Genomic DNA, 25,747 nt, shown 5'->3' with positions numbered 1-25,747 from the left:
CAGTGCTGCCATAACCCGCCGTCAGGTTACTGCCCTCCTGCGCGGTCTGTGTACTGCCATAACCTGCTGTCATTGCACTGTCTGCGCCCGAGGTCTGCGTGCTGCCGTAGCCTGCTATCAACGAGCTATCGGAGCCAGCCGTCCCGGTGCTGCCATACCCGGCTGTCAGGTTGCTGCCCTGCTGAGCGGTCTGGGTACTGCCGTAGCCCGCTGTAAGTGCGCTATCACTCCCGGAGGTCTGTGTGCTGCCATAACCGGCGATCAGCGAGCTGTCAGAGCCAGCGGTGCCTGTACTGCCGTAACCAGAAGTAAGATTGCTTCCCTCTTGAGCGGTCTGAGTGCTGCCGTAGCCCGCCGTCAGGGAACTGTCACTTCCTGACGTCTGTGTGCTGCCATAACCGGCGATCAGCGAACTGTCGGCACCTGCTGTGCCAGTGCTGCCATACCCGGCAGTGAGATTGCTGCCTTCTTGGGCCGTCTGAGTGCTGCCATAGCCTGCGGTCAAGGCGCTGTCCCCGCCCGAGGTTTGAGTACTGCCGTAACCCGCGATCAGCGAGCTGTCGGAACCTGCAGTGCCGGTGCTGCCGTACCCCGCGGTGAGATTGCTGCCTTCCTGAGCCGTTTGCGTGCTGCCGTAACCTGCTGTGAGCGAGCTGTCTTCTCCGGAGGTCTGAGTACTGCCGTAACCCGCGATCAGCGAGCTGTCGGAACCTGCAGTGCCGGTGCTGCCATACCCCGCGGTGAGATTGCTGCCTTCCTGAGCCGTTTGCGTACTGCCGTATCCCGCCGTCAGCGAACTGTCCCCACCAGAAGTCTGTGTACTGCCGTAACCTGCGATGAGCGAGCTATCGGAACCCGCCGTGCCGGTGCTGCCATACCCTGCCGTCAGGTTGCTGCCTTCGCGGGCGGTCTGGGTGCTGCCATAACCCGCAGTCAGCGCGCTATCCCCTCCGGCAGTCTGGGTGCTGCCATAGCCTGCTACCAAAGCGCTGTCGGAGCCGGCGGTTCCTGTACTTCCATAACCGGCAATAAGATCACTGTGGTTGCCAGCGGTTTCGGTACTGCCATAACCGGCAATGAGCCGACTGTGGTTATCGCCACTCAACGTGCCGCCGTAAGTGGCGGTCTGCAAAGTCTGCGGCACCGTCACCGGCAAGTTGTTTGCCAAGGGGGCTGTCGCGCTGACCAACGCCACATCGAACACTTCATGACTGACCTGTTCGGCCACAGGTAACGTGACACTTGCCGCCGCAGGCGTGGTCAAGAGCATAGGCGTAGGCGCGGGCATTGATGCCTGGTCGGCCTGACGCGCCGAAATGAAGTGTGACGCACTAATTTTGTCGCCGACATGAACCACCTCGCCTCGCGGAAACTTGACCATCCCCGGTTCTTCCAGGCTGATGATGTCTGTAACGGCGACCTCACAGACAATCCATCGTGCGTCGGCATGCAGGCTTAGAAAAGCGCTGGTTCCAGCGCCCCACAGCAGACCGACCAAGCCATTCTCATGCCGCCTGGTTGACTGCCAGTATTTGGATTCAACTGTTCCGGAAGCGGGCCATATAAGGCCGCAATGATCGGCCATGTTATTTGCACAGGTACGCAGCACTAACGCCTTGTCGAGATTCATTACAGCATCCTCATAGATCCTTTAAATAAAAGCAGCTGCACTTATCAAGCATTGCTTTACAGGACAACCGCCATGTCAGCCTTAATCCCACAGCGGAACGGCGCACAGGAAAACCACTGGCCTGCGCACTTCGCTCCACACTAAAAAACCTAACACAGCGCATTAGGAAATATTAATTAATTCTAAAATTTTTTCTTATATACCCCTTAAAAATTAGAATAATCACTCTGGAAAATCCTGAAGAAAAACCAACTAATTTACGCCACGCCCCTCCGAGAGAATAGAAATATTTTCAATGATTTTTTTATTAGCTGGCCACGGACACTATATAAAACCTATTAACCAAGCCGCACACTTCGCAAGCACTAGAACAATGAAACAACTATTAACTTATATAAAACAGCCAACTAACAAAGGTGCGGGCCGCACCCGGCAAGTGGGTTTGCAATACAAGCGTCAGTTGCTATGCACCTTAGCGCGCACATGAATAGCATCATGACGCCAGTATTCGAGGTCGCAGTCGATCAGCCGGTCGTTGCGATCATAGTTGACCCGCGCAATGCGCAAACCCGGGCTGCCGAGTGAAACCTTCAGGGCGGCGGCTGCCTCGACGTGCAGTGCCGTGGGTACCATGTCGAAATGCACCTGACCGTAGTGAATGTCGTAGCACCGGGCGTAAAGCTCGGTGAGCGACTCGCTCAGGTCGTGTTCGAGAATACCTGGGAACAACTCAGGCCTCAGGTAATGCTCAACGTACAGCACCAGACGCTGGTCGATACGCCGCGCGCGGCAGATCTGGATCACGCTTGACAGTGCCGGCAGCTCCAGCATTTCGCAGATTTTCGCCGACGCCGGCTGCAGACGCGCCGAAAGCAAGCGGGTGTGAGCCACCCTTCCCTGCGCGCAGACCATCGCGTGAAAATGACTGCGTCGAATCAGGTCATAGGCCAGGCGCGGCGGCGATATGAACCAGCCACGTCGCTCTTCGCGGTAGATCAGCCCTTGAGCCTCCAGTTGCAGGAGTGCCTCGCGCAGGGTGATGCGCGTGGTGGCGAATACTTCACTGAGCTTGCGCTCGGCGGGCAGTTGGCTGCCGTGCGGCAACAGACCGTGTTCTATTTGCTCCTGCAAAGCGTTGCAGATGGTGGTGACTGCTCGTGGTACATCTTCGCGCATTTGCGTACCTGTCTGGACTAGACCAGCCCTCTCGCGGGGCACGCATGCGTGCTGCAACCGCTGTTAACTCCATCGGTGCAAGCCTAGGCCGGCCAGATGACCATCACGTGACACAGCACTTCACAATCCATGCCAGACGCCGCTCCAAAAGCCCTGAAACCCCATTGATTCAGACGCTTTGCAATGGTCTACGCTTAGCCCGAAGCCCTGTCAGGCAGCGGGAACAACGGAATTCTTCGCCCTCCCCGACACGAAAATGTCATGCAACACGCCTAACTTGGCTCAGGTATTGCTGATCTAGACCAAACCATCCGCGATGAAGACTTCTGCTAAAGAAGTGCACAGGAGCTCCGAATGAAACATCTTTTGTTGGCATCACTCCTCGGTTCAGCCATGGCAATGAGTTCCCTGGCCATGGCTGCGGACACGGATCTGAAAACCCTTGAGGCCGCGGCCAAGGCTGAAGGCGCGGTGAATAGCGCAGGCATGCCGGATGACTGGGCTAACTGGGGCGGCATCTGGAAGGACCTGGAAGCCAAGTACGGCCTCAAGCACATGGACACCGACATGAGCTCGGCCCAGGAGATCGCCAAGTTCGATGCGGAGAAAGATAACGCCAGCGCCGACATCGGTGACGTGGGCGCAGCGTTCGGCCCCATCGCCGTGTCGAAGGGCGTGACCCAGCCTTACAAGCCAACCACCTGGGATCAGATCCCGGCCTGGGCCAAGGACAAGGAAGGCCACTGGGCGCTGGCCTACACCGGCACCATCGCCTTTATCGTCAACAAGAACCTGCTGCACGGTTCGGAAATACCAAAAAGCTGGGCTGACCTGAAAACCGGTAAATATAAGGTTTCGGTCGGCGACGTGAGTACTGCTGCCCAGGCCGCAAACGGTGTACTGGCAGCTTCCATCGCCATGAAAGGCGACGAAGCCAACATCGAACCGGGCCTGCAACTGTTCACCGAACTGGCTAAGCAAAAGCGTCTGTCGCTCGCCAACCCGACTATCCAGACTATGGAGAAAGGCGAAATCGAAGTGGGTGTGGTCTGGGACTTCAACGGGCTGAGCTACAAGGCCAAGATGACCAAGCCTGACGACTACGTAGTGCTGATCCCGTCGGATGGCTCGGTGATTTCCGGGTACACCACCATTATCAACAAATACGCCAAACACCCGAACGCCGCCAAGCTGGCGCGTGAGTACACGTTCAGCGATGCCGGTCAGATCCGGCTGGCCGAAGGCAATGCGCGTCCGATCCGCGTAGAGCACCTCAAGCTGCCTGAGACCGTTCAAGCCAAATTGCTGCCGCAAGACCAGTACAAGAATGCCAAGCCGATCGTCAACGCGGATGCGTGGGAGAAGACGTCCAAGGCCCTGCCTCAAAAGTGGAACGAACAGGTCATCATCGAGATGAACTGATCGCCACTGCGACCCAGGGATGGAGTCGTGTGAAACGGGCGAGACAGTCTCGCCCGTACTTCTTCGCCCAAGCGAGTCGCCCATGAAACATAACGTCATCCTGATCGTGCTCGATGGACTCAATTACGAAGTAGCCCGCCATGCAATGGGCCATCTTCAGGCCTGGCACAACGCAGGCCGTGCAGCGCTCTACAAGCTGGAGTGCGAGCTGCCCGCCCTTTCCCGCCCCTTGTACGAATGCATATTGACCGGCGTCGCACCCATCGACAGCGGCATCGTGCACAACAACGTTTCCCGCCTGTCCAGCCAGCGCAGCGTATTCCACTACGCCCGCGACGCCGGACTGAGCACTGCGGCGGCGGCCTATCATTGGGTCAGCGAACTGTACAACCGCACACCGTTCGACCCGGCACGCGATCGCTACACCGAAGCAGCCGACCTACCGATCCAGCACGGGCTGTTCTACTGGGCCGACCACTATCCGGACTCGCACCTGTTCGCCGACGCCGAAAGCCTGCGTCTCAGGCACGCCCCTAATTTTCTCCTGATACACCCCATGAACATTGACGACGCCGGGCACAAGCACGGCCTCGATACCGCGCAATATCGCAACACCGCCCGCAGCGCCGACATCATCCTGGCGGATTACCTGCAGCGCTGGCTGGACGCGGGTTATCAGGTGCTGGTGACCGCCGACCACGGCATGAACAATGACCGCTCGCACAATGGCCTGCTGCCCGAAGAGCGCGAAGTGCCGCTGTTTGTCATCGGTGAGGCATTCAGCCTGAATGTCGATGCAGCGCCGCGCCAGACCGACCTGTGTGGCACGATCTGCGAGCTGCTTGGCGTGCCCCACGACAAACCGCTCTGCCGGGAGATACTCAAGTGACGCGCTTTACCCGAGGCAAGCGGCTGGCGCTGTTGTGCCTGGTGCCGTTCGCCCTGTTTTTCATCGTATTCCAGATTGCGCCACTGCTGTGGGTAGTCATCAACAGTCTGCAAAGCGACGCCGGCTGGGGCCTCGACAACTTCGTCAGAGCGTTTGGCTCGAAGTTCTATCGCCAGGCCATCCAGTACAGCCTGGAGATCAGCTTCTGGTCGAGCCTGTTCGGCATCATCATCTCGGTGCTCGGGGCTTACTCGCTGCGCAAGGTGGATTCGCGGCTGAGAGACTTCGTGAACTCGTTCGCCAATATGACCAGCAACTTCGCCGGTGTCCCGCTGGCATTTGCTTTCATCATCCTGCTGGGCTTTAACGGAGCATTGACGCTGATCCTCAAGCAGGCCGGGATCATCGACGACTTCAACCTGTATTCCAAAGCCGGTCTGATCATTCTGTACACCTACTTCCAGATCCCTCTTGGTGTGCTGCTGCTTTATCCGGCATTCGATGCTGTGCGCGAAGACTGGAACGAGTCAGCGGCTCTGTTGGGCGCCAGCAGCTATCAGTTCTGGCGCTACATAGGCCTGCCTGTTCTGACTCCGGCCCTGCTCGGCACCTTCGTTATCCTGCTAGCCAACGCGCTGGGGGCCTATGCCACGGTTTACGCGCTGACCACCGGCAACTTCAACGTGTTGCCGATCCGCATTGCGGCGATGGTGGCAGGTGACATCACGCTGGACCCGAACATGGCCAGCGCGCTGGCCATGATTCTGGTCGGCCTCATGACGCTGGTCACCGTGATCCATCAGTGGCTGTTGAAAAGGAGCTACCATGTCGCGCGCTGAACGAGCACCAGCAGCCCTCTACCACAAGACCGTGGTCTACCTGCTGTTTCTGATCCTGCTGCTGCCGCTTGCCGGCACTTTTCTGTACTCGATCGCGACCAGTTGGTCGGCAACCATTCTGCCCAGCGGGTTGACCTTCAAATGGTACGTGGCACTCTGGAGCGACCCACGATTTCTGGCGGCTTTCGGCCAGTCGCTGCTAGTGTGCTTCGGCGCGCTGATTCTGTCGGTGGTGCTGATTTTGCCGCTGCTGTTTGTGGTGCATTACCACTTCCCGCGCCTCGACGGGCTGATGAACATCCTGATCCTGATGCCTTTCGCTGTCCCGCCGGTGGTGTCGTCGGTGGGCCTGCTGCAACTCTATGGTTCGGGCCCGATGGCGATGGTCGGCACGCCGTGGATTCTGATCGGCTGCTACTTCACCATCGCCCTGCCCTTCATGTACCGCGCAATCACCAACAACCTTCAGGCCATCAACCTGACAGACCTGATGGATGCCGCCCAACTGCTCGGGGCCAGCACCTGGCAGGCGGCATTCATGGTGGTGCTGCCCAATCTGCGCAAGGGCCTGATGATCGCCCTGCTGCTGTCTTTTTCCTTCCTGTTCGGCGAATTCGTGTTCGCCAACCTGCTGGTCGGCACCCGCTATGAAACGTTGCAGGTGTACCTGAACAACATGCGTAACAGCAGCGGTCATTTCAACAGCGCGCTGGTGATCTCGTATTTCCTCTTCGTGCTGGTGCTGACCTGGGCCGCCAATCGACTGAACAAGGACAAAGACTGAAATGAGTTTTGTCAGCATTGAAAATCTGCAAAAAAGCTACGCCAGCACGTCGGTGTTCAGCGATATCAATTGCAACATCAAAAAAGGCGAGTTCGTCACCCTGCTCGGCCCGTCCGGCTGCGGCAAATCCACCCTGCTGCGCTGCGTCGCAGGGCTGACCCCGGTCAACAGCGGACGCATCCTGCTGGACGGCAGCGATCTGGTACCGCTCACGCCGCAAAAGCGCAACATCGGCATGGTGTTCCAGAGCTACGCGCTGTTTCCCAACATGAACGTGGAGCAGAACGTCGCCTTTGGCCTGCGCATGCAGAAAGTCAGCGCAGACGACAGCGAAAAACGCGTCGCCGAGATACTGCAGATGGTCGAACTGCACGACTTTGCCAAGCGTTATCCGCATCAGCTGTCCGGCGGTCAGTGCCAGCGCGTAGCCCTGGCCCGCTCGCTGGTCACTCGCCCGCGTCTGCTATTGCTCGACGAGCCGCTGTCGGCGCTGGATGCGCGAATCCGCAAGCACTTGCGCGAGCAAATCCGCGCCATCCAGCGCGAATTGGGCCTGACCACGATTTTTGTGACCCACGATCAGGAAGAAGCGCTGACCATGTCAGACCGTATTTTCCTGATGAATCAGGGCCGGATCGTACAGAGCGGTGACGCAGAAACGCTTTACACGGCGCCAGTGGATGTCTTCGCCGCCGGTTTTATCGGCAACTACAATCTGCTGGAAGCCGACGTCGCCACACGCCTGATGCAACGCCCGATCGCCAGCCGTGTGGCTATTCGCCCCGAAGCGATCCAATTGAGCCTGACAGGCGAACTGGAAGGCGAAGTTCGCAGTCACAGTCTGCTCGGCAACGTGATCCGCTATCGCATACAGGCCCGCGGTGTGGAGCTGGTAGTCGACGTGCTGAACCGCAGCGCCGACGATCTGCACCCGGACGGGCGGCGGGTAACACTGAACATCGAACCATCGGCACTCTGCGCACTGGAATGAGAACGCCAGAGCGCCATGCTTTCACTGGAGGCTTGAAGCGCCAAGCTTGAAGCTGATTCAACGCATATTTAGGAGACGCACATGCCCCTGGCAATTTTCGACCTCGACGAAACCCTGATCGGTGGCGATTGCGCCACGCTCTGGAGCGAGCAGATGGGTCGCTTGGGCTGGGTCGATTCCAAGTCGTTCATGCAACGCAACAATGAGCTGATGGACGCCTACAGTGCGGGCAAACTGGCGATGGAAGAGTTCATGGCATTCAGCCTGGAACCTATGGCCGGACGCACGCCTGAGGAAGTCGATCATCTGGTCGGCCCGTGGGTCGAGGATGTGATCGAGCCCATCATCTACAGCGACGCCTGCAAATGCATCGCACAGCATCGCGCCAAGGGGGACCGGATTCTGGTGATCTCGGCGTCGGGCGTGCATCTGGTCAAGCCGATTGCCGACCGCCTGGGGATCGATGAAGTGCTGGGGATCGAGCTGGACGTGCAGCATGGCGTCTACAGCGGCGGCACCGTTGGTGTGCTGACCTACCGGGAAGGCAAGATCACTCGCCTGATGGAGTGGCTGGACGCAGAGGGAGAAAACCTCGAGGGTGCGAGCTTCTATTCGGATTCGCGCAATGATCTGCCGCTGCTGCTCAAGGTTGACCACCCTAACGTGGTCAACCCTGATGCAGTGCTACTGGATCACGCGCAGAAAGCTGGCTGGCCGGTGCATCGCTGGAGTTGAATCCGGCAGCACCGACGCTTCAGACCAGGCTTTCGTCGATCACCAGCACGATCTTGCCGGACACCTTGTTGGTCGCCAGTTCTTCGAATGCCGCTTCGGCATCCTTGACCGCAAAGGATTTTGCCAGTTGCGGCTTGAGGCGGCCTTCGGTGAACAGCGGCCAGACATGCTGCCCCAGATCACGAATCAGATCGGCCTTGAATGTTTCGTCACGGCTGCGCAACGTCGAGCCCATCAACTGGATGCGCTTGCCCAGCACATGCGCCAGATCCACCTGCGCCTCACGCCCGCTCATCACACCAATCAGCACCCAGCGACCATCCAGAGCCAACAGTTTTACGTTGAGCTCGGCGTAACTGGCGCCAACCGGATCGAGGATGACGTTGAACGGCGCAAAGTCGTTCAGGCCTTCCAGGCTTTCACTGCGCACCATCCCGCCCTGTGCGCCCAGCTCGACGCAATAAGCCAGTCGTTCAGTCGAGCCAACGCTGACCCAGACCGGGTTGCCAAACGCTTTGCAAAGCTGAATACCGGCTGAACCAACGCCACTTGCACCGGCGTGCAGCAGGACTTTTTCACCGGGCTTCAGACCTGCCAGTTGAAACAGGTTCAGCCAGGCTGTGGCATACACCTCAGGAATGGCTGCAGCCTCGTGCAGCGACAACCCTTCTGGTACCGGCAAGACGTGCCGGGCATCGACCACTACGTCTTCGGCCATCGCCCCGCCCGCCAACAGCGCGCAGACGCGGTCTCCCACCTGCCAGGAGGTTCCCGGCCCCACCTCGGCGATGACGCCAGAGCACTCCAGACCCAGCGTTTCGGTGACGCCAGGCGGCGGCGGATACTTCCCGGCGCGTTGTAACAGATCGGCGCGATTCAAACCCGCCGCAGCAACTTTGATACGTACTTGTCCCACATCGAGGGCCGGACTTGGCGCCTCGACCCATTCCACATGACCTTCAACGCCTTGCAATGCTTTCACGGTGCCTCCATAGTGAGTCCAGACTGAGCCCGCGGCTGTTTGCCCGGGCTTTTGCATTATGCGGCCGGCTCCAAGGGAACCGGCGACCTCACAGACGGCCTAATATGCGTTATCAATTGTCCTCGCGTCGAATCAGCATGAAGCAACTATTCCCAAGCACAGCCCTTGCACTGTTTGTCGGCCTTAGCGTTTTGCCGATGTCCGCCAGCACCTTTGCCGCCAACAGCTGGGATAATCTTCAGCCTGACCGCGACGAAGTGATTGCCAGTCTCAACGTGGTTGAGCTGCTCAAGCGACATCACTACAGCAAGCCGCCCCTGGACGACAAGCGTTCAGCGATTATTTATCAGAGCTATATCAAGCAGCTTGACCCCTCGCGCAGCTATTTCATGGCAAGCGATATTGCCGAATTCGACAAGTGGCAGTTCGACTTCGACGACTTCCTCAAGAGCGGCGACCTGAACCCCGGTTTCACCATCTACAAGCGTTATCTGGACCGCATCAAGGCGCGTCTGGACTTCGCTCTGGCAGAACTGGGCAAAGGCGTCGACAAGCTCGACTTCACGACCAAGGAAACCCTGCTGGTGGACCGCAAGGACGCCGCATGGCCCAAGGATACCGCCGAGCTGGACGAGCTGTGGCGCAAGCGCATCAAGGACGAAGTCCTGCGCCTGAAGATCGCAGGCAAAGACCCGGCGAAAATCCAGGAAACCCTGACCAAGCGTTACAAGAATCAGCAGGCGCGTCTGAACCAGACCCGCGCCGAAGATATCTTCCAGGCTTACATCAACACCTTTGCCATGTCTTACGATCCGCATACCAACTACCTGTCACCTGACAGCGCGGAAAACTTCGACATCAACATGAGCCTGTCGCTGGAAGGCATCGGCGCCGTGTTGCAGAGCGACAACGACAACGTGAAGATCGTGCGCCTGGTGCCAGCAGGTCCGGCGGCCAAGACCAAGCAGGTCGCCCCCGCCGACAAGATCGTTGCTGTGGCCCAGGGTGACAAGGAAATGGTCGACGTGATCGGCTGGCGTCTGGATGAAGTGGTCAAGCTGATCCGTGGCCCGAAAGGCTCCGTGGTTCGCCTGGAGATCATCCCCGCCAGCAATGCGCCGAATGACCAGACCAGCAAAATCGTCTCGATCACGCGTGAAGCAGTGAAGCTCGAAGAGCAGGCGGCCAAGAAGTCGATCCTGCATATCAAGCAGGACGGCAAGGATTACAAGCTCGGGGTCATCGACATTCCGGCTTTCTATCTGGACTTCAAGGCCTACCGTGCTGGCGATCCGCAATACAAGAGCACAACCCGTGACGTGAAGAAACTGCTCACCGAGCTGCAGGCCGAGAAAGTCGACGGCGTGGTGCTGGACCTTCGCAACAACGGCGGCGGTTCCTTGCAGGAAGCCACCGAACTGACCAGCCTGTTCATCGACAAGGGCCCGACAGTGCTGGTGCGTAATGCAGATGGCAAGGTCGACGTGCTGGAAGACGAAGCCAAAGGCGCCTTCTACAAAGGCCCGATGGCGCTGCTGGTCAACCGTTTGTCGGCTTCGGCGTCCGAGATTTTTGCCGGTGCAATGCAGGACTACCACCGCGCGCTGGTGATCGGTGGCCAGACCTTCGGCAAAGGCACCGTGCAGACCATCCAGCCGCTTAACCACGGCGAACTGAAACTGACCTTGGCGAAGTTCTACCGGGTCTCCGGCCAGAGCACACAGCATCAGGGCGTGGTGCCGGACATCACCTACCCTTCGCTGATCGATACCAAGGAAATCGGCGAGAGCGCGCTACCCGAGGCCATGCCTTGGGATAGCATCAAGCCGGCGATCAAGCCGGCAATTGATCCGTTCAAACCTTTCCTGGCGCAGTTGCAGACCCGTCATGACGCGCGCTCGGCCAAAGACGCCGAATTCGTGTTCATCGAGGATCGTCTCGCGCTGGCCAAGAAGCTGATGAACGAGAAGACGGTCAGCCTCAATGAAGCAGACCGTCGCGCCGAACACGCGTCTATCGAAAGCAAGCAGCTCGCGCTGGAAAACACCCGCCGCAAGGCCAAGGGTGAAGAGCCGCTCAAAGAGCTGAAGAAAGAGGACGAAGACGCTCTGCCGGTTGAAGACGAGAAGACCAAACCCGAGGACGACGCCTATCTGGCCGAGACCGGGCGCATCCTCATCGACTACCTGGGGCTTAGTGCTGCGGTGGCAAAAAAATAAGGCGGATTCATTGATGGCCATTTAGTTCCAACGTCATCAAACAGTCATGAAGCTGTCGTGAAATACAGGGCTGAACGTGCAAGCGTTCAGCCCTTTTCATTGCAACACTCTTTATTCCCCTCGAGACGACCATGACCGTAGCCGAACAGTTGAGCGCACTGAGTTCCATTCTGGCTCGTGGTGATTTGCACAGCTTGTTCCAGCCTATTATTTCGCTGTCGGAGCGCAGGATTCTGGGTTACGAAGCCCTGACACGCGGCCCCTCCAACAGCCCGCTGCACTCTCCCCTCAACCTGTTTGCCATTGCCCGCCAAGCCGGGCGACTGAGTGAGCTGGAGCTAAGCTGCCGAGAAAGCGCCTGCCGTCGCTTCAGTCAGCAGAAATTGCCGGGCAAATTGTTCCTCAATGTCTCACCGGAATCACTGCTAGAAACGTCACACCCGCCGGGACGTACCCTGGAGATGCTGCGCCGCTACCAGATCGCCCCCAAGGACGTGGTCATCGAGCTGACCGAGCAAATGCCGACCGATGATTTCAACCTGCTGTACAAAGCGCTGCATCACTATCGTGACATGGGGTTTTCGATTGCACTGGACGATCTGGGGGCGGGTTATTCAAGCCTGCGGCTGTGGTCGGAGCTGCGCCCGGACTACGTGAAGATCGATCGACACTTCATCGACGGGATCCACCAGGACGCGGTCAAACGCGAGTTCGTGGGCTCCATGCTGCAAATGGCCAAAGCGTCCAGAGCAACGGTCATCGCTGAAGGTATAGAGTTGCCGGAGGAACTGGCGATACTGAAGGAAATGGGCGTGGACCTGGTTCAGGGCTATCTGCTGGCTCGCCCGCAGGAGCGACCGCCCCGCGACACCCGCGCGATGCTGCCCAAGGCAGAAGCCGTAGCTGCGCCACTGAACGAAGAGGCTGCCGATCTTTCCGCCCTCCTCAACCCGCAACCCTCAGTGAGCCAGAACACACCCACCGCAGAAGTGCTTGAAGCGTTTCGCAAGCAGGCAAACCTCAACTCGCTGGCCGTGCTGGATGAAGAAGCCAGGCCCTGCGGCATTGTGCATCGGCATTCGCTTTCCGAAGCGCTGCTCAAGCCGTTTGGTACCGAACTGTTTGCCCGCAAGCCGATCAGCCGCCTGATGAGCGACGACTTTCTGGCTGTGGAAGTCGGCCAGTCGCTGCAGCAGGTCAGCCGGCTGCTGACCAGCCGCGCCCGGCAGCGCATCGAAGAGGATTTCATCATTACGCTGAACGGCACTTATCTGGGCTTGGGCCGCGTAATCGATGTTCTGAAACTGATCACTGAAATGAAGATCCAGCAGGCCCGTTATGCCAACCCGCTGACCCTGCTGCCCGGAAATGTCCCGATCCAGCAATGCCTGACACGCCTGCTGCAACAGGGCCGCGAATCGATGATCTGTTACGTCGACATCGACAGTTTCAAACCCTTCAATGATATCTACGGCTATGCCCGCGGCGACGAAGTGCTGCTGTGCCTGGCGCAGTGCCTGAACGACCGCATCGATCCGAGCCGGGACTTTGTCGGGCACATCGGCGGGGACGACTTTCTGATGGTGCTGGGTTTTGATGACTGGGAACGACGCCTGAAAACCCTGCTGGATGATTTCCAGAACCAATGCCGTCGTTTCTACCGTGCCGAACACCTGGAAGCCGGCTGCTTCATAGCCCTCAATCGTCAGGGGCAGCGTCAGGATTTTCCTCTGCTGTCGTTGTCGATTGGCGTGGTGCATCTGCATGAAGAGAGCTGCACCCACGTCGACGCCAGCCAACTGGCCGACCTGGCATCTCAAGCCAAACACTTCGCCAAGGACATCGCGGGCGCGAGCATCCATGTGATCGACTCGACGCGGATGGATTTGTTGATGCAGGCGTGAGTGAAGCCCGAACCATCGTCGCTACAGTTACTGGAGGCTCCGCACCGAAGTCATGACAGTTGGCGAAACTACTCTACTTGCGCTTCCGGATAGCTGTATTCGAACACCCTGACCACCTCCGAGGCATGCCATGAGGCTGCGGCAACGCCGTCCGATGGGCCGGAAAAGCGCCCGAGGCGTTCGGCGCACTCGAAAAAGCCCGGGCGCGGCAGGCGGCTGGCACCTTGGCTTATTACCAGCGAACTGCGCAAAGGCTGTTCAGCGCGGGCGTCCATTGCGGCCAGGTGCTCAAGGGCCGCGGTCAGCGTCTGCATGGCAGGACTGGGCAGTTGCAGGCGCTCGACCAACGCACGGTAGGTCAGCAGATGACGCTGTCGGCGAGCACCGTCCAGCTCACTGAGAAGCCCCTCCCAGTGCTGGCGGCTGATGCGTACGCTCATGACTCACCTCGCCAGCCCGCTACTCCAAGTTCCCATGCAAGGCTGCGCTTGATGGCTGCATCCGGTTGGCGAGTGCCATTTTCGATCAGTTCCAGGTAAGACGGGCTGATGCCGACGGCACGGGCCAGGGTAGCCACTTCGAGCCCCTTGGCCGCACGCAATGCGCCCAGCCGGTCAAAACCTGGAAGTTGTTCATCGGAGCCTGTCTCGACAGAAGACGCTGCTGCCAGCGTAGTCGGTTTGCTTATCAGGCCGGCGGCCTTGAGCAGCGCCTGGTACTGAGCCCACGGAAGTACCGCGTATTCCGGCTCACCGTCACGAGATATCACTTGAAGATCCATAGACTCCTCTTGTACTACAAGACCGCCTACTGAACAGGCTTACGTCGGATGCTGGCATCTTAACAGCGGAACGCCAGGTCTTGTGTTCAATCCGCGAGACTCACACCTTGCGCTCTTTCTCCAGCAGCGCCTGAGTCTTGGGCAACTGCTCGACCACGATCAGCTTTTCGGGAGGCTGCTGCGCTCGCCATGCGCGAAAAGCGTCGAGCTCGTCGCTCAAATGCTTGGTGACCCAGGCCAGGACCGCGATGTCATCCAGCATCCCGAGGCCCGGAATCCAGTCTGGTATCGCGTCCAGCGGGCTGAGGAAGTACATCAACCCGGCAACGATCGACAGGATTGCCTTGGGGCTGATACTTCGGTATTCGCCACGCCAGTAGGCCAGACACAATGCCTGAAGCAGACGCAGGTCCTCCTTGAGCTTGCCCAGACGATTGCCTTCGCTATTGCCCTTGCGCGCAACCGCAAACAACAGTCCCGGCAGCCGCCCTGCGGCCAGCAGACGACGAGCGCCGGGCAGATAACGGATCAGATTCCACGGTGCTTTCATACCCACTCCCATTCAGCAAATTGTGTCTGGATAAACAGCGGTCGTGAGAACCGGCCTGTCTGGCGCTCAAGGTTATCCACAATAATTGTGGATAACCTTGTGAACAGCCGCTTTTTTAATGCCTGAACCCCCCGTTTCCGTGGGGCCGCAGTTAGATCGGGCGTTTTTTACTCACAAAAAAACTGCAAAAAATGTTGACTCTGCGGGTCTTCTGGAAAGACGCAATGAACCTGCCCGACTGTCGAACAATCCTCATCGCTGCAGCCATGATAGTGGGACTGTAAGGACGGCCAAGCGTTCGAGAAATAAAATGCACAAAAAAACGCCCTGTCGAGACAGGGCGTTTTTCGTAGCCAGGTGTTGCGTTACTTCTTGGCCGGAGCCGAAGCCGAAGCAGCTGGAGCTGATTCTTCTTCGTCAGCATCAGGTGCCGGTGCAGCCGCCGGATCCTTGATGCCAAGCAATTCCAGATCGAAGACCAGAACCGAGTTGGCAGGGATCGCCGGGCTCGGGCTCTGGGCACCGTAGGCCAGATCGCTAGGGATAAAGAGTTTGATCTTCTCACCTACGTGCATCAGTTGCAGACCTTCGACCCAACCCGGGATCACGCCACCTACCGGCAGGTCAATCGGGCTACCGCGATCTACAGAGCTGTCGAAGACCTTGCCGTCGATCAACTTGCCTTCGTAGTGAACAGTCACAACATCAGTCGGCTTAGGCTGTGGGCCATCGGCTTTCTTGATGATCTGATACTGCAAACCGGAGGCAGTGGTGACCACGCCGTCCTTCTTGCCGTTTTCTTCGAGGAATTTCTTGCCCGCTGCCGATGCTTCTTCGCTCATCTTGGCAAGACGCTCTTCGGAACGCTTCTGCAGAGCAGAGAACGCTTCAACCAGCTCTTCGTCTTTGAGCTTCTGATCTTTCTTGCCAACAGCGTCTTCGATACCCAGAGCCACAGCTTTGGAATCCAGATCGTCCATACCTTCCTGAGCCAGGCTTTTGCCCATGTTCAGACCGATGCCATAGGACGCTTTTTGTGCTGGGGTTTTCAGCTCTACGGTGCTGGCCTGCTTATCACAACCTGCGAGTACCAGACCGACCAGGGCAATCGCCGCTGCCAACCGATGCTGTTTCATGCTAATTCCTTGTTCATGCGCCAAAAGGGCAAACGAGTAAAGCCGCGAGCTTATCAGGCCGCCGCGATCAATGGCTACCGGCATGAGAGGGAGAAAAAGCCGATAAGTTCAGGTATCCAAAGGCTTTCCCGGCTCGACACCGCATTGTTCAGTTGCAGTTCAGTTTGCGAGTCCCTCGCGTAAAGCGCAGTCAGGCTGCAAAAAGTTCAGGGCATATGGCTGATCACCCCTGCGACAGGCCAGCTCTTGCTGGTCTGCAAGACCCGGAGATGACCGGCTCGCGCGACATGACGAACGAATTCGTCCGCACTGATCGTGCCGGCCGCGAGCTGCGCTTGTATGGATTGAGCCCCCGAATAGACCCGTGACACACCTTGCGCCAATTGATTTTCCTGAACGGACTTGCTGGGTGTGTAACAGAGTAATGCACCGTCGCCAGCCAGGAAATAAATCGCCGACATCTCGAACCCGTAGCGAATCGGTAAGCCCTTTGGCCGTTTTGCGGGGATGTGTCGATACGTGAACACCCGGTGCAGGTCGTCTGGCTCGAAGAACGGACGCTGCGTTTCATGCCCGCCCTCCGCTGCCAGGTTGGCGGGTGAAAAATACATCCCGTCGACGCGGTAACCGGCAGGCAACGCGGGTCGGTAAAAGGCATCCGGATGAAACACCGAACACGGCGCATAAACCGGATAGCCGTCCTCCAGAATCGGCTCGGCGACAAGGTAGGTTCGCAACACCGGATTGAACAGCAGAAACCCGATGATCGGCGAATGAATACGAGCGCCGATCTGGCCGTGCACGTAACGGGCGCCATCATCGGCACTGGAGAATTGAGGGCTCAGGCTCAACGGTACGGGCGGCAACACCGCTTCACAGGTGGCGGGCGCAGAGACTCTTGGTTCATCAGAGGCAAGCTGGCCGGGAAAAGGTCGCCAGTCGGCTGAGACCTTTCCAGCACGCCCCCACAACAGGCTTGGTACCACGACTTGCAAGTCCCCTGCAGCTGCCAGCAGGCGTACTACGTCGCTGGGCATAAGCGTGAGGTTCTGTAATGACCGTTGCACCTCGCTAAGCCTGCTGAGGTGAGGTATGCCTGAGGGGCCGGCCACACGCGCGAACAACGCTGTCTCAGCGGCGGAATGGGACAGTGTGTATTTGATCAACGAGCCGTCAGGGCCGGACAGATAAAACGCCGGACAGATTTCGTCAGAGATCACCGCATAAATGTCGCCCGCTGAAAAACTGTTCGGGTACGTGACCTTTTCGGGCTCCGGCCACTCTTCAAGCCCAGCCTGCAATGAAGGGTGGGAATGGTAGATCGCATAGTCGTCATGCCCTTCCGGATAAAGCACATAACCTTCCTCGTCGTTGCGAGGGAACACTTCATTCGGGTCGAAACTGAACTGACTGCCATTCATGGGCTCGGTCGCGACGTACTTGCCGTCGTCCCGAACCAGAATGAAGCCGCCGTATTCACGGTCACGCCGATTGCCTATCCGCTCGTGGGCGTAACGCGCCGCCTCGTCAGGATGATCGAACGGTGCGCTGAGCGTCGGCATGGCCGGATGCCCCCGATCACCTGCGGATTGCTTGGGACGTTTTGTTCTGAGGTACATGTTTGCAGCTCCTTGAGCTTGACTGATCGAGTCAGGAGCGTAAGCAAACTGAAGGGGCGAGATGACATAGCGGGATATGACACCGCGAACTGGGGCCTATGATTCGCGACGTGCCTGGTCCTGGTTGTGAAACCGCTCAGGACCAGCAAAACGCTCCAAGCTGCAGGGTCAGATACCGGGACCAACGAGCTCGGAGATTTCGATCAGGTTCAGGTCCGGGTCACGCACGTACACCGAGCGGATAGGGCCTGTCGCCCCGGTGCGATCAACCGGCCCTTCTTCAATCGGCCATTCCTGCTCGCTCAGGTGCACGATCACCTGTTCAAGCGGAACGCTGGCGATAAAACACAGGTCCAGCGCACCCGGCACGGGCAGATGAGCCTTGGGTTCGAATTCTCTGCCGCGTTCATGCACATTGATTTTCTGATTGCCGAAGCGGAACGCCAGACGGCCCTGACGAAAGCGTTCAGGGGTCATGCCCATCACGCGCACGTAAAAATCCTTGCATGCGTCAATGTCAGCGGTGGTCAATACCAGATGGTCCAGATGATCAATCACGGGATCAGCTCCGTTTGAAAAATAGAGTTTTGTTTACGTCAGCAGCGAGATTATGGATCAGATGATGCCCAACCGACGCCACTCTGCGCGGGTGTCGGCATCGATACCGTGTGCTTCCAGCACTACATCGGTGTGCTGCCCAAGTGTCGGTGCGGGCGACCGGACCTGTCCTGGCGTGTCCAGCAGCTTGGGCACAATGCCCGGCACGGTGACTGGGGTGCCGTCATCCAGTGTGGTCTGCAGCAGCATATCTCGCGCCTGATAATGCGGATCGCTGGCTATGTCCGCTGCGTCGTAGATCTTGCCCGCTGGAATACGCGCCTCTGTAAGGGCCGCCAGCACATCGTCAAGCGAGCGCTCGGCGGTCCAGGTCGAGATGGCCGCATCAATGCGCGCCACGTGCCTGACCCGGCCCTCGTTGTGCGCAAGCTCAGGATCGTTGGCAAGGTCCATGCGACCTATCTTCTCCATCAGACGACGATAGATGCTGTCGCCATTACCCGCGATCAGGGCGTACTTGCCGTCATTGCAGCGGTAAGCATTGGTCGGGGCGATACCTGGCAGGCTGCTGCCAGCCGGCTCACGAACCGTATTGAATACTGAGTACTCTGGAATCAGGCTCTCCATCATATTGAACACCGACTCGTACAGCGCGACGTCGATCTGCTGACCGTCGCCACCTCTTTGCTCGCGGTGACGCAAAGCCAGCAGGATGCCAATAACGCCGTGCAGCGCAGACAGCGAATCACCGATCGACACACCGACACGCACCGGCGTGCGCCCCACCTCACCCGATAAATGTCGCACCCCCCCCATTGCCTCGCCTATCACACCGAAACCAGGCCGGTCCCGATAAGGGCCGGTCTGCCCGTAGCCGGAAACCCGCAACATGATCAGCTTCGGGTTGAGCGCATGCAGCTCCTCCCAGCTCAAGCCCCAGCTTTCAAGCGTACCGGGGCGGAAGTTCTCGATCAGCACATCGGCATCACGGATCAGCCGCCGAGCCATTTCCTGCGCCTTGGGCTGACGCAGATCGAGGGTTACCGATTGCTTGTTTCGCGACTGCACCGCCCACCAGACGGAAGTACCGTTATGCAGCAGACGCCACTTGCGTAATGGGTCACCCGTCAGCGGCGGCTCGACCTTGATGACTTCGGCACCGAACTCGGCAAGGATCTTCGCCGCAAAAGGCCCGGCAATAAGCTGGCCCAGCTCCACCACTTTGATACCTTGCAAAGGTAGATTCATGACACGTCCATTCTTGTGAGGGAATGGACGAATGATCGGCGCAAACGCGCTGAATGGAAAGCCGGGGGATTAGTCGTTTACAAAACAGTCAGCGCAGAGACGATCTATCAAAGCGCCAATATTAAGGGCGACCACTTAACTCTAGCTTGCCATCACAGCTCAGCTTTGTCAGATAACCAGTGGCAGGCAGGCAATTGCATGATGAGTGGTCCTGGAAATCAACAGTGCTAATCGGCGCCACTCCAAGTTATGAGCCTCGCATGAAGCGAGGCCCACTCATTCAGTTACTGCACGCCAACTGGAAACTCATCGAGGAATCCCCCGAAGCGCCGCGCTTGCCTACCATGAGGCCCAATACATTGACTTCTTTTGTTGTAGCAGCGCCGCCCAACTTGGCGTGGCCGTAGAACAGGCGCTCATAATCACTGGTGTCAATAGACGACACGGCGCAGAAACCAGGGGACTTTTCAAACTGTCCCTCTTTGAAGAATACTTTATACGTCGCAAAGTAATCACTCTGACTGTTGTAGCTAACGGATTTGATCCATGGGGAAGACTGAGCAACGACAGTGCCGTGCTGGTCTATAGTTGCAGTGTGCAGCGCAGCCGAGGCCAGGGCGCTGACGGAGGCTGCCATGACCGAAACGGCCAATAACAGTTTTAGACACGTGTTCATATAACTTCCTTATTTGAATAGGCAGTGTTCAACCGCCCTGACTGGGCGATTATATAAAATCAGGTAATCAAGCACTCGGCCAGCACCACTTAGGGTGCCGACTCGTAAAACCAGCTAATACCAGCAAAGAGGAGAAATCAAGGGCTTGATCAGTCCAAACGGAGAGCGAGCCACTAATTTCAATAAATAAGGAAATGACTGACATTGTAAAAGACAACGTCTTACCTGATGATGTGCTGAAACAACCGATACGGCACTGTATGAGAAGCCGTGCCGCGCTGTAACAATCAACCGGACCTTGCCATATAAAGCCGCGTCTCGAAGGAGTTGAATTGTAATGACTGCACTGGATACTGTTTTTCACAATTTGCATAAAAATGGACTGCTGATCCTGGCCAACGTAGCCGATGCGGGCGGCGCACGCATGGTCGAAAGCCTGGGCGCCAAGGCGGTGGCGACGAGCAGCGCGGCAGTGGCCTGGTCGCATGGTTATCCGGATGGCAACAAGCTGCCACTCGACCTGCTGAGCACTACCGTCAGGTCAATGGCACGCGTGCTCAGCGTCCCGCTCACCGTAGATATCGAGGGCGGCTACTCGGATGATCCGGCACAGGTCGAAAAAGTAATCCATGCCGTGATTGCCGCAGGGGCGGTAGGCATTAATATCGAAGACGGCACAAACTCTCCGGAGTTGCTTGTGCGCAAGATCGACGTTGCTAAAAAGGTGGCAGACCTGACCGGCGTCAGGCTGTTTATCAATGTAAGAACCGATGTTTATTTAAAGAATCTGTTCCCCGTCGAACAACGTCTGGAAGAACTTCTGAAACGCGCAGCACTGTATGCCGATGCCGGGGCGAACGGGCTATTTGCGGCAGGCGTTGTAACGTCGAGCGACATCGGCACTATTTGCCTTGAAAGCACGTTACCGGTCAACCTGCTGTCGCGGGAAGGTCTGCCATCGGTAGAAGAGTTGAAGCGTCTGGGCGTCAGACGATTGAGCGCCGGCTCGAGCATCGCCGAGTTTCTGCAGGGCGCAATGGCCGGGTTGGCGCGCAGCTTTCTCGACAGAGGCCAACTCGACACCCATGCGCTTAAAGCACACACCTACGGTGAGGTGAACGCCTTGATGGCGACTAAAACCGAATAATGAATGTCTGCACGGGCTGGCGATACAAGACGCCAGCCTGGAAAAACGACATCAACCGGGACAGGCATCAACACAATTGGCAGTTGCCTTTACGCCAAATAATCAAAGATGTGCTTTTTCAAAGCATCAGAAAGCAGAAAACCCGCACAAGGCGGGCTTTCTGTTTGCTTCAAGGAGTTCAAGGGCCTTGAAGCTGAATATGGCGCAGCGGACGGGACTCGAACCCGCGACCCCCGGCGTGACAGGCCGGTATTCTAACCGACTGAACTACCGCTGCGCGTAACACTAAAAGTGAGTTTGGTGGGTGATGACGGGATCGAACCGCCGACCCGCTGCTTGTAAGGCAGCTGCTCTCCCAGCTGAGCTAATCACCCTTCACTCTCGGTGTGGCGCGCATTCTACGGAGCGACCTGTGCTCTGGCAAGCGATTTTTTAAATAATTTTTATAATCCTTCCAAAGGCTTACAAACGCGCTGTGCAGGGTTGGCCGAAGCAGCTTAGGAGCGAATAATGCCCGCCTTTGTATAGAAAGAGAGATTCACCTCATGTGGTTCAAAAACCTGCTTGTCTATCGCCTGACCCAGGACGTGCCTTTTGATGCCGAAGCGCTGGAGACAGCACTTGCGACCAAACCGGCCCGTGCTTGCGCCAGCCAGGAGGTGGCCACCTATGGTTTCGTCGCTCCGTTCGGCAAAGGCGAAGACGCTCCATTGGTACACATCAGCCAGGACTTCATGCTGATCGCCGCACGCAAGGAAGAGCGCATTCTGCCGGGCAGCGTCGTACGCGACGCACTCAAGGAAAAGGTCGACGAGATCGAAGCCGAGCAGATGCGCAAGGTCTATAAAAAGGAACGCGATCAGCTCAAGGATGAAATCATCCAGGCCTTCCTGCCGCGTGCCTTTATACGCCGCTCCGCGACCTTTGCCGCCATTGCGCCGAAACAGGGTCTGATCCTGGTCAACGCGTCCAGCCCGAAACGCGCGGAAGACCTGCTGTCGACCCTGCGTGAAGTCATCGGCTCACTGCCGGTACGTCCGCTGACCGTCAAGGTTTCGCCAAGCGCGACCATGACCGACTGGGTCAAGACCCAGAAAGCGGCGGACAACTTCTTTGTGCTGGACGAATGCGAACTGCGCGACACCCATGAAGATGGCGGCATTGTACGTTGCAAGCGTCAGGACCTGACCAGCGACGAGATCCAGTTGCACCTGAACACCGGCAAGGTCGTCACCCAGCTGTCGCTGGCCTGGCAGGACAAGCTGTCGTTCGTGCTGGACGACAAACTGGTGGTCAAGCGCCTGAAGTTCGAAGACCTGCTGCAAGATCAGGCTGAACAGGACGGCGGCGATGAGGCGCTGGGCCAGCTCGACGCCAGTTTCACCTTGATGATGCTGACCTTCGGCGAGTTTCTGCCGGAGTTGTTCGAAGCACTGGGCGGCGAAGAAATTCCGCAAGGGATCTGATACCCGCTCGCGGTTGCTTCGAACCTTGATGCCTGAAACACCGCGCCGTCTTTTCAGACGGCGCATTCATTTCACACCAACTATTCAAACAGGAAGGAACGAGCCATGCGTGCGTTGGCAGCCTTGAGTCGGTTTGTCGGTAATACCTTTGCTTACTGGGTGCTGCTGTTCGCCATCCTGGCGTTTCTGTTCCCGCAGGTCTTCATCGGCCTGAAAAGCTGGATTGTGCCGCTGCTGGGGCTGGTCATGTTCGGCATGGGCCTGACCCTGAAACTCGAAGATTTCTCTGAAGTTGCGCGTAACCCCTGGCGCGTGGCACTGGGCGTGATCGCGCATTTTGTGATCATGCCCGGCGTGGCGTGGTTGCTGTGTCAGGTGTTTCAACTGCCGCCGGAAATCGCCGTGGGTGTGATTCTGGTCGGTTGCTGCCCGAGCGGCACTTCATCCAACGTCATGGCCTGGCTGGCAAAGGGTGATCTGGCGCTGGCGGTGGCAATCGCTGCAGTCACCACCCTGCTCGCCCCGCTGCTGACCCCGACCCTGATCTGGTTGCTGGCGTCGGCGTGGCTGCCGGTGTCCTTCCTCGATATGTTCTGGTCGATCCTGCAACTGGTCATGCTGCCGATTGTATTGGGCGTGGTCGCCCAGCGATTGCTGGGCGCGCGGGTCCGTTACGCCGTGGACGTTCTGCCACTGGTGTCGGTAGTGAGCATCGTGATGATCGTCTGCGCCGTAGTCGCGGTCAGTCAGGCGAAAATCGCCGAATCCGGCCTGCTGATCATGGCCGTGGTAATCCTGCACAATACCTTCGGCTTTCTGCTGGGTTACTTCACCGGCAAGGTGTTCAAACTGCCACTGCCGCAACGCAAGTCACTGGCACTGGAAGTCGGCATGCAGAACTCAGGCCTGGGGGCAGCACTGGCCAGCGCACACTTCTCGCCACTGGCGGCAGTGCCAAGCGCGCTGTTCAGCGTCTGGCACAATATTTCCGGTGCATTGCTGTCGACGTATTTCAGGAAGATGCCGGAAGAAGACGACAAGCCGAGCCTTTGATACGTGTGCGTCGCCCGAGGGCGACGCACAGCGTTACAACATTCAGGCCAGTGCAGCTACTACTGCACTGCCCCTCTCAGCGCTTTGACCGCTTCGCGCACATCCACCGGCGTTGCAACATCTGCGGCAATAGGCGAACCGGCGACCAGCACCACGCGCGACCACAGGCGTCGAAACAACGTCTTGCTGGGGTCGCGGCTGAAGAAGCTGCCCCATAACCCCTGCAGCGCCATCGGGATCACCGGCACCGGGGTTTCCTCGATGATACGGCTCATGCCGCTTTTGAAACCGTTGATTTCGCCATCGGTGGTCAGCTTGCCTTCCGGGAAGATGCACACCAGCTCACCCTCAGCGAGGTACTGTGCGATCCGCTTGAACGATTGCTCGTAGATTTCCATGTCTTCGTTGCGCCCGGCAATCGGAATGGTCCCCGCGGTGCGGAAGATGAAGTTGAGCACCGGCAACTGGTAGATCTTGTAATACATGACAAACCGGATCGGCCGCCTCACCGCCCCGGCAATTAACAGCGCGTCGACGAAGGAAACATGGTTGCAGACCAGCAGCGCCGCACCTTCGTCTGGAATCCGGTTCAGGTCACGGTGTTCGACGCGGTACATGGAATGGCCAAGCAGCCAGATCATGAAGCGCATCGTGAACTCGGGGACGATTTTGAAGATGTAGATGTTCACCGCGATATTCATCAGCGAAACCGCCAGGAACAGCTGCGGAATCGACAGATTGGCAAAGCTCAGCAGCAGGATCGAGACGATCGCCGAGATCACCATGAACAGCGCATTGAGAATATTGTTGGCCGCAATGACTCGTGACCGCTCCTTGACCGGGGTTCTTGACTGGATCAGTGCGTACAGCGGCACGATATAAAAGCCGCCGAACACGCCGATGCCCAGAATGTCGAACAGCACCAGCCAGCCCTGCCCGTAGGAAAGTATTGCCAGCCAGTCGTTGGCCTGCACGTTTTGCGGGAAACCGCCCGAATGCCACCACAACAATAGACCGAAAATCGTCATGCCCATCGAGCCGAACGGCACCAGACCGATCTCGACCTTGTGCCCGGACAAGCGCTCGCAGAGCAACGAGCCCAATGCAATACCGATGGAAAACACAGTAAGGATCAGGGTGACGACTGTTTCATCCCCGTACATCCACTCTTTGGCATAGGCCGGGATCTGCGTCAGGTAAATAGCACCGACGAACCAGAACCACGAGTTACCGACAATCGAACGCGATACGGCAGGAGTTTGCTTCAAACCCATCCGCAAGGTCGCCCAGGACTGGGTAAAGATGTTCCAGTTGAGCTTCATCTCGGGTGAAGCGGCAGAGGCGCTCGGGATGCCGAAACTGGCAATGAACCCAAGGCATGCCACCAGCACAGTCGCCGCCGAGACGATCCAGCCGTAGTGCAAGGAAGACATCATCACCCCCGCACTGATGGTGCCGGCAAGGATCGCCAGGAACGTCCCCATCTCGACCAGCGCGTTGCCGCCAACCAGCTCACTCTCACGCAGGTGCTGCGGCAGAATCGAATACTTGACCGGCCCGAACAGCGCAGAATGCGTGCCCATCGCAAACAGTGCCGCCAGCATCAGCTCAAGATGATTGAACAGAAAACCTGCAGCGCCGACCGTCATGATGACGATCTCGCCGAACTTGATGATGCGGATCAGCTTGTCTTTGGGGTACTTCTCGCCGAACTGCCCGGCCAGTGCCGAAAACAGGAAGAACGGCAGAATGAACAGCAAGGCACACAGGTTGACGTAGATCGAGCGATCCCCGTCGATGCTCAGCTTGTAAAGGATGGCGAGAATCAATGACTGCTTGAAGATATTGTCATTGAACGCGCCGAGAGACTGCGTGATGAAAAATGGCAGGAAACGACGTTTCCCGAGCAAGCTGAATTGCGACTGTTGGCTCATCGTCCATG

The 25,747-nt window shown here is 57.9% G+C and carries 22 protein-coding genes, 2 tRNA genes and 1 pseudogene; 11 read left to right on the top strand and 14 right to left on the bottom strand.

The genetic code is table 11. The features are described 5' to 3' along the window. Positions 1 to 1,630, bottom strand: a pseudogene (locus tag ALO43_RS20780) (Ice nucleation protein); the annotation flags it as partial. A gap of 456 nt (positions 1,631 to 2,086) precedes the next feature. After that, complete coding sequence (locus tag ALO43_RS20775) at positions 2,087 to 2,806, bottom strand: UTRA domain-containing protein (protein WP_005892185.1); 720 nt, start codon at positions 2,804 to 2,806, stop codon at positions 2,087 to 2,089. Between the two features lie 354 nt (positions 2,807 to 3,160). Between ALO43_RS20775 and ALO43_RS20770 the strand changes: the two genes are divergently transcribed. The 6 genes from ALO43_RS20770 (at position 3,161) to ALO43_RS20745 (ending at position 8,466) form a co-directional block, all read left to right on the top strand. Further along, positions 3,161 to 4,228: an ABC transporter substrate-binding protein gene (locus ALO43_RS20770; RefSeq protein ID WP_005892184.1), complete on the top strand. Its 1,068-nt coding sequence runs from the start codon at positions 3,161 to 3,163 to the stop codon at positions 4,226 to 4,228. 82 nt (positions 4,229 to 4,310) lie between these two features. After that, a complete protein-coding gene (locus ALO43_RS20765; protein WP_005892183.1) occupies positions 4,311 to 5,117 on the top strand; it encodes an alkaline phosphatase family protein in 807 nt (268 codons plus the stop codon). Then, on the top strand, positions 5,114 to 5,956 hold the full coding sequence (locus ALO43_RS20760) for an ABC transporter permease (protein WP_024691460.1): 843 nt from the start codon (positions 5,114 to 5,116) through the stop codon (positions 5,954 to 5,956). Before ALO43_RS20765 ends, ALO43_RS20760 begins: the two co-directional genes overlap by 4 nt. Further along, positions 5,943 to 6,740, top strand: coding sequence for an ABC transporter permease (locus ALO43_RS20755; protein WP_005892181.1), 798 nt, complete (start codon positions 5,943 to 5,945; stop codon positions 6,738 to 6,740). Before ALO43_RS20760 ends, ALO43_RS20755 begins: the two co-directional genes overlap by 14 nt. A gap of 1 nt (position 6,741) precedes the next feature. After that, on the top strand, positions 6,742 to 7,731 hold the full coding sequence (locus ALO43_RS20750) for an ABC transporter ATP-binding protein (RefSeq protein ID WP_005892180.1): 990 nt from the start codon (positions 6,742 to 6,744) through the stop codon (positions 7,729 to 7,731). A gap of 81 nt (positions 7,732 to 7,812) precedes the next feature. Continuing rightward, positions 7,813 to 8,466 (top strand): HAD family hydrolase, encoded by a 654-nt coding sequence (locus tag ALO43_RS20745; protein ID WP_024669507.1) that lies wholly within the window; start codon positions 7,813 to 7,815, stop codon positions 8,464 to 8,466. Between the two features lie 19 nt (positions 8,467 to 8,485). Here the strand turns inward: ALO43_RS20745 and ALO43_RS20740 are convergent, their stop codons facing one another. After that, positions 8,486 to 9,448 carry an NAD(P)H-quinone oxidoreductase gene (locus tag ALO43_RS20740; RefSeq protein WP_024691461.1) on the bottom strand — a complete coding sequence of 321 codons (963 nt, stop codon included), beginning with the start codon at positions 9,446 to 9,448 and terminating at the stop codon, positions 8,486 to 8,488. Between the two features lie 137 nt (positions 9,449 to 9,585). On the opposite strand from ALO43_RS20740, the gene ALO43_RS20735 reads away from it, so the two are divergent. Both ALO43_RS20735 and ALO43_RS20730 read left to right on the top strand, forming a co-directional pair. Further along, positions 9,586 to 11,667, top strand: coding sequence for a carboxy terminal-processing peptidase (locus tag ALO43_RS20735; RefSeq protein ID WP_172678957.1), 2,082 nt, complete (start codon positions 9,586 to 9,588; stop codon positions 11,665 to 11,667). Positions 11,668 to 11,798: 131 nt separating this feature from the next. Continuing rightward, on the top strand, positions 11,799 to 13,571 hold the full coding sequence (locus ALO43_RS20730; protein ID WP_024691463.1) for a bifunctional diguanylate cyclase/phosphodiesterase: 1,773 nt from the start codon (positions 11,799 to 11,801) through the stop codon (positions 13,569 to 13,571). A 68-nt stretch (positions 13,572 to 13,639) separates the two neighbouring features. On the opposite strand, the gene ALO43_RS20725 is transcribed toward ALO43_RS20730, so the two are convergent. From ALO43_RS20725 to ALO43_RS20690, 8 genes are all read right to left on the bottom strand, one after another. After that, positions 13,640 to 14,011 (bottom strand): hypothetical protein, encoded by a 372-nt coding sequence (locus ALO43_RS20725; RefSeq protein ID WP_005892169.1) that lies wholly within the window; start codon positions 14,009 to 14,011, stop codon positions 13,640 to 13,642. After that, entirely contained in the window at positions 14,008 to 14,352 is a 345-nt protein-coding gene (locus tag ALO43_RS20720) for a helix-turn-helix domain-containing protein (RefSeq protein ID WP_005892167.1), read from the bottom strand. The genes ALO43_RS20725 and ALO43_RS20720 overlap by 4 nt, the downstream gene beginning before the upstream one ends. Before the next feature lie 100 nt (positions 14,353 to 14,452). Next, positions 14,453 to 14,902: a YkvA family protein gene (locus ALO43_RS20715; protein WP_024669502.1), complete on the bottom strand. Its 450-nt coding sequence runs from the start codon at positions 14,900 to 14,902 to the stop codon at positions 14,453 to 14,455. Between the two features lie 365 nt (positions 14,903 to 15,267). Beyond that, positions 15,268 to 16,038 carry an FKBP-type peptidyl-prolyl cis-trans isomerase gene (locus ALO43_RS20710; RefSeq protein WP_005892165.1) on the bottom strand — a complete coding sequence of 257 codons (771 nt, stop codon included), beginning with the start codon at positions 16,036 to 16,038 and terminating at the stop codon, positions 15,268 to 15,270. A gap of 206 nt (positions 16,039 to 16,244) precedes the next feature. Continuing rightward, positions 16,245 to 17,657, bottom strand: coding sequence for a DUF4329 domain-containing protein (locus ALO43_RS20705; protein WP_054997988.1), 1,413 nt, complete (start codon positions 17,655 to 17,657; stop codon positions 16,245 to 16,247). 168 nt (positions 17,658 to 17,825) lie between these two features. Continuing rightward, the gene (locus tag ALO43_RS20700; protein WP_005892163.1) at positions 17,826 to 18,215 is read right to left on the bottom strand and encodes a VOC family protein; all 390 of its coding nucleotides are present in this window, start codon (positions 18,213 to 18,215) and stop codon (positions 17,826 to 17,828) included. 57 nt (positions 18,216 to 18,272) lie between these two features. Next, complete coding sequence (locus ALO43_RS20695; RefSeq protein ID WP_005892162.1) at positions 18,273 to 19,463, bottom strand: CaiB/BaiF CoA transferase family protein; 1,191 nt, start codon at positions 19,461 to 19,463, stop codon at positions 18,273 to 18,275. 280 nt (positions 19,464 to 19,743) lie between these two features. Next, positions 19,744 to 20,139, bottom strand: a complete 396-nt coding sequence (locus ALO43_RS20690) for a hypothetical protein (RefSeq protein WP_005892161.1) — start codon at positions 20,137 to 20,139, stop codon at positions 19,744 to 19,746. Between the two features lie 337 nt (positions 20,140 to 20,476). On the opposite strand from ALO43_RS20690, the gene ALO43_RS20685 reads away from it, so the two are divergent. After that, the gene (locus ALO43_RS20685; RefSeq protein ID WP_024691466.1) at positions 20,477 to 21,286 is read left to right on the top strand and encodes an isocitrate lyase/PEP mutase family protein; all 810 of its coding nucleotides are present in this window, start codon (positions 20,477 to 20,479) and stop codon (positions 21,284 to 21,286) included. A 200-nt stretch (positions 21,287 to 21,486) separates the two neighbouring features. On the opposite strand, the gene ALO43_RS20680 is transcribed toward ALO43_RS20685, so the two are convergent. Beyond that, positions 21,487 to 21,563 (bottom strand) — tRNA-Asp (locus ALO43_RS20680). 21 nt (positions 21,564 to 21,584) lie between these two features. Continuing rightward, positions 21,585 to 21,660: transfer RNA gene (locus ALO43_RS20675), tRNA-Val, on the bottom strand. A gap of 171 nt (positions 21,661 to 21,831) precedes the next feature. Here ALO43_RS20675 and rdgC point away from each other — a divergent pair. Beyond that, positions 21,832 to 22,752, top strand: coding sequence for a recombination-associated protein RdgC (gene rdgC, locus ALO43_RS20670; RefSeq protein WP_005892159.1), 921 nt, complete (start codon positions 21,832 to 21,834; stop codon positions 22,750 to 22,752). 105 nt (positions 22,753 to 22,857) lie between these two features. Then, the gene (locus ALO43_RS20665; RefSeq protein ID WP_053932361.1) at positions 22,858 to 23,805 is read left to right on the top strand and encodes a bile acid:sodium symporter family protein; all 948 of its coding nucleotides are present in this window, start codon (positions 22,858 to 22,860) and stop codon (positions 23,803 to 23,805) included. Positions 23,806 to 23,864: 59 nt separating this feature from the next. Here ALO43_RS20665 and ALO43_RS20660 read toward each other — a convergent pair whose 3' ends face one another. Further along, positions 23,865 to 25,739 (bottom strand): MFS transporter, encoded by a 1,875-nt coding sequence (locus tag ALO43_RS20660; protein ID WP_053932362.1) that lies wholly within the window; start codon positions 25,737 to 25,739, stop codon positions 23,865 to 23,867. Positions 25,740 to 25,747 lie beyond the last annotated feature (8 nt).

This window comes from Pseudomonas tremae (genome assembly GCF_001401155.1).
GTDB lineage: Bacteria > Pseudomonadota > Gammaproteobacteria > Pseudomonadales > Pseudomonadaceae > Aquipseudomonas > Aquipseudomonas tremae.
The sequence above is the reverse complement of the archived record's forward strand: the minus strand, read 5'-3'. Positions and strand labels throughout refer to the sequence as shown.

Excerpts from the sequence above, each read along its gene's own strand:
- ALO43_RS20775 (WP_005892185.1), bottom strand. The coding sequence starts at position 2,806 with ATGCGCGAAGATGTACCACGAGCAGTCACCACCATCTGCAACGCTTTG.
- ALO43_RS20770 (WP_005892184.1), top strand. The coding sequence starts at position 3,161 with ATGAAACATCTTTTGTTGGCATCACTCCTCGGTTCAGCCATGGCAATG.
- ALO43_RS20765 (WP_005892183.1), top strand. The coding sequence starts at position 4,311 with ATGAAACATAACGTCATCCTGATCGTGCTCGATGGACTCAATTACGAA.
- ALO43_RS20755 (WP_005892181.1), top strand. The coding sequence starts at position 5,943 with ATGTCGCGCGCTGAACGAGCACCAGCAGCCCTCTACCACAAGACCGTG.
- ALO43_RS20750 (WP_005892180.1), top strand. The coding sequence starts at position 6,742 with ATGAGTTTTGTCAGCATTGAAAATCTGCAAAAAAGCTACGCCAGCACG.
- ALO43_RS20745 (WP_024669507.1), top strand. The coding sequence starts at position 7,813 with ATGCCCCTGGCAATTTTCGACCTCGACGAAACCCTGATCGGTGGCGAT.
- ALO43_RS20735 (WP_172678957.1), top strand. The coding sequence starts at position 9,586 with ATGAAGCAACTATTCCCAAGCACAGCCCTTGCACTGTTTGTCGGCCTT.
- ALO43_RS20730 (WP_024691463.1), top strand. The coding sequence starts at position 11,799 with ATGACCGTAGCCGAACAGTTGAGCGCACTGAGTTCCATTCTGGCTCGT.
- ALO43_RS20725 (WP_005892169.1), bottom strand. The coding sequence starts at position 14,011 with ATGAGCGTACGCATCAGCCGCCAGCACTGGGAGGGGCTTCTCAGTGAG.
- ALO43_RS20720 (WP_005892167.1), bottom strand. The coding sequence starts at position 14,352 with ATGGATCTTCAAGTGATATCTCGTGACGGTGAGCCGGAATACGCGGTA.
- ALO43_RS20715 (WP_024669502.1), bottom strand. The coding sequence starts at position 14,902 with ATGAAAGCACCGTGGAATCTGATCCGTTATCTGCCCGGCGCTCGTCGT.
- ALO43_RS20710 (WP_005892165.1), bottom strand. The coding sequence starts at position 16,038 with ATGAAACAGCATCGGTTGGCAGCGGCGATTGCCCTGGTCGGTCTGGTA.
- ALO43_RS20705 (WP_054997988.1), bottom strand. The coding sequence starts at position 17,657 with ATGTACCTCAGAACAAAACGTCCCAAGCAATCCGCAGGTGATCGGGGG.
- ALO43_RS20695 (WP_005892162.1), bottom strand. The coding sequence starts at position 19,463 with ATGAATCTACCTTTGCAAGGTATCAAAGTGGTGGAGCTGGGCCAGCTT.
- ALO43_RS20690 (WP_005892161.1), bottom strand. The coding sequence starts at position 20,139 with ATGAACACGTGTCTAAAACTGTTATTGGCCGTTTCGGTCATGGCAGCC.
- ALO43_RS20685 (WP_024691466.1), top strand. The coding sequence starts at position 20,477 with ATGACTGCACTGGATACTGTTTTTCACAATTTGCATAAAAATGGACTG.
- rdgC (WP_005892159.1), top strand. The coding sequence starts at position 21,832 with ATGTGGTTCAAAAACCTGCTTGTCTATCGCCTGACCCAGGACGTGCCT.
- ALO43_RS20665 (WP_053932361.1), top strand. The coding sequence starts at position 22,858 with ATGCGTGCGTTGGCAGCCTTGAGTCGGTTTGTCGGTAATACCTTTGCT.
- ALO43_RS20660 (WP_053932362.1), bottom strand. The coding sequence starts at position 25,739 with ATGAGCCAACAGTCGCAATTCAGCTTGCTCGGGAAACGTCGTTTCCTG.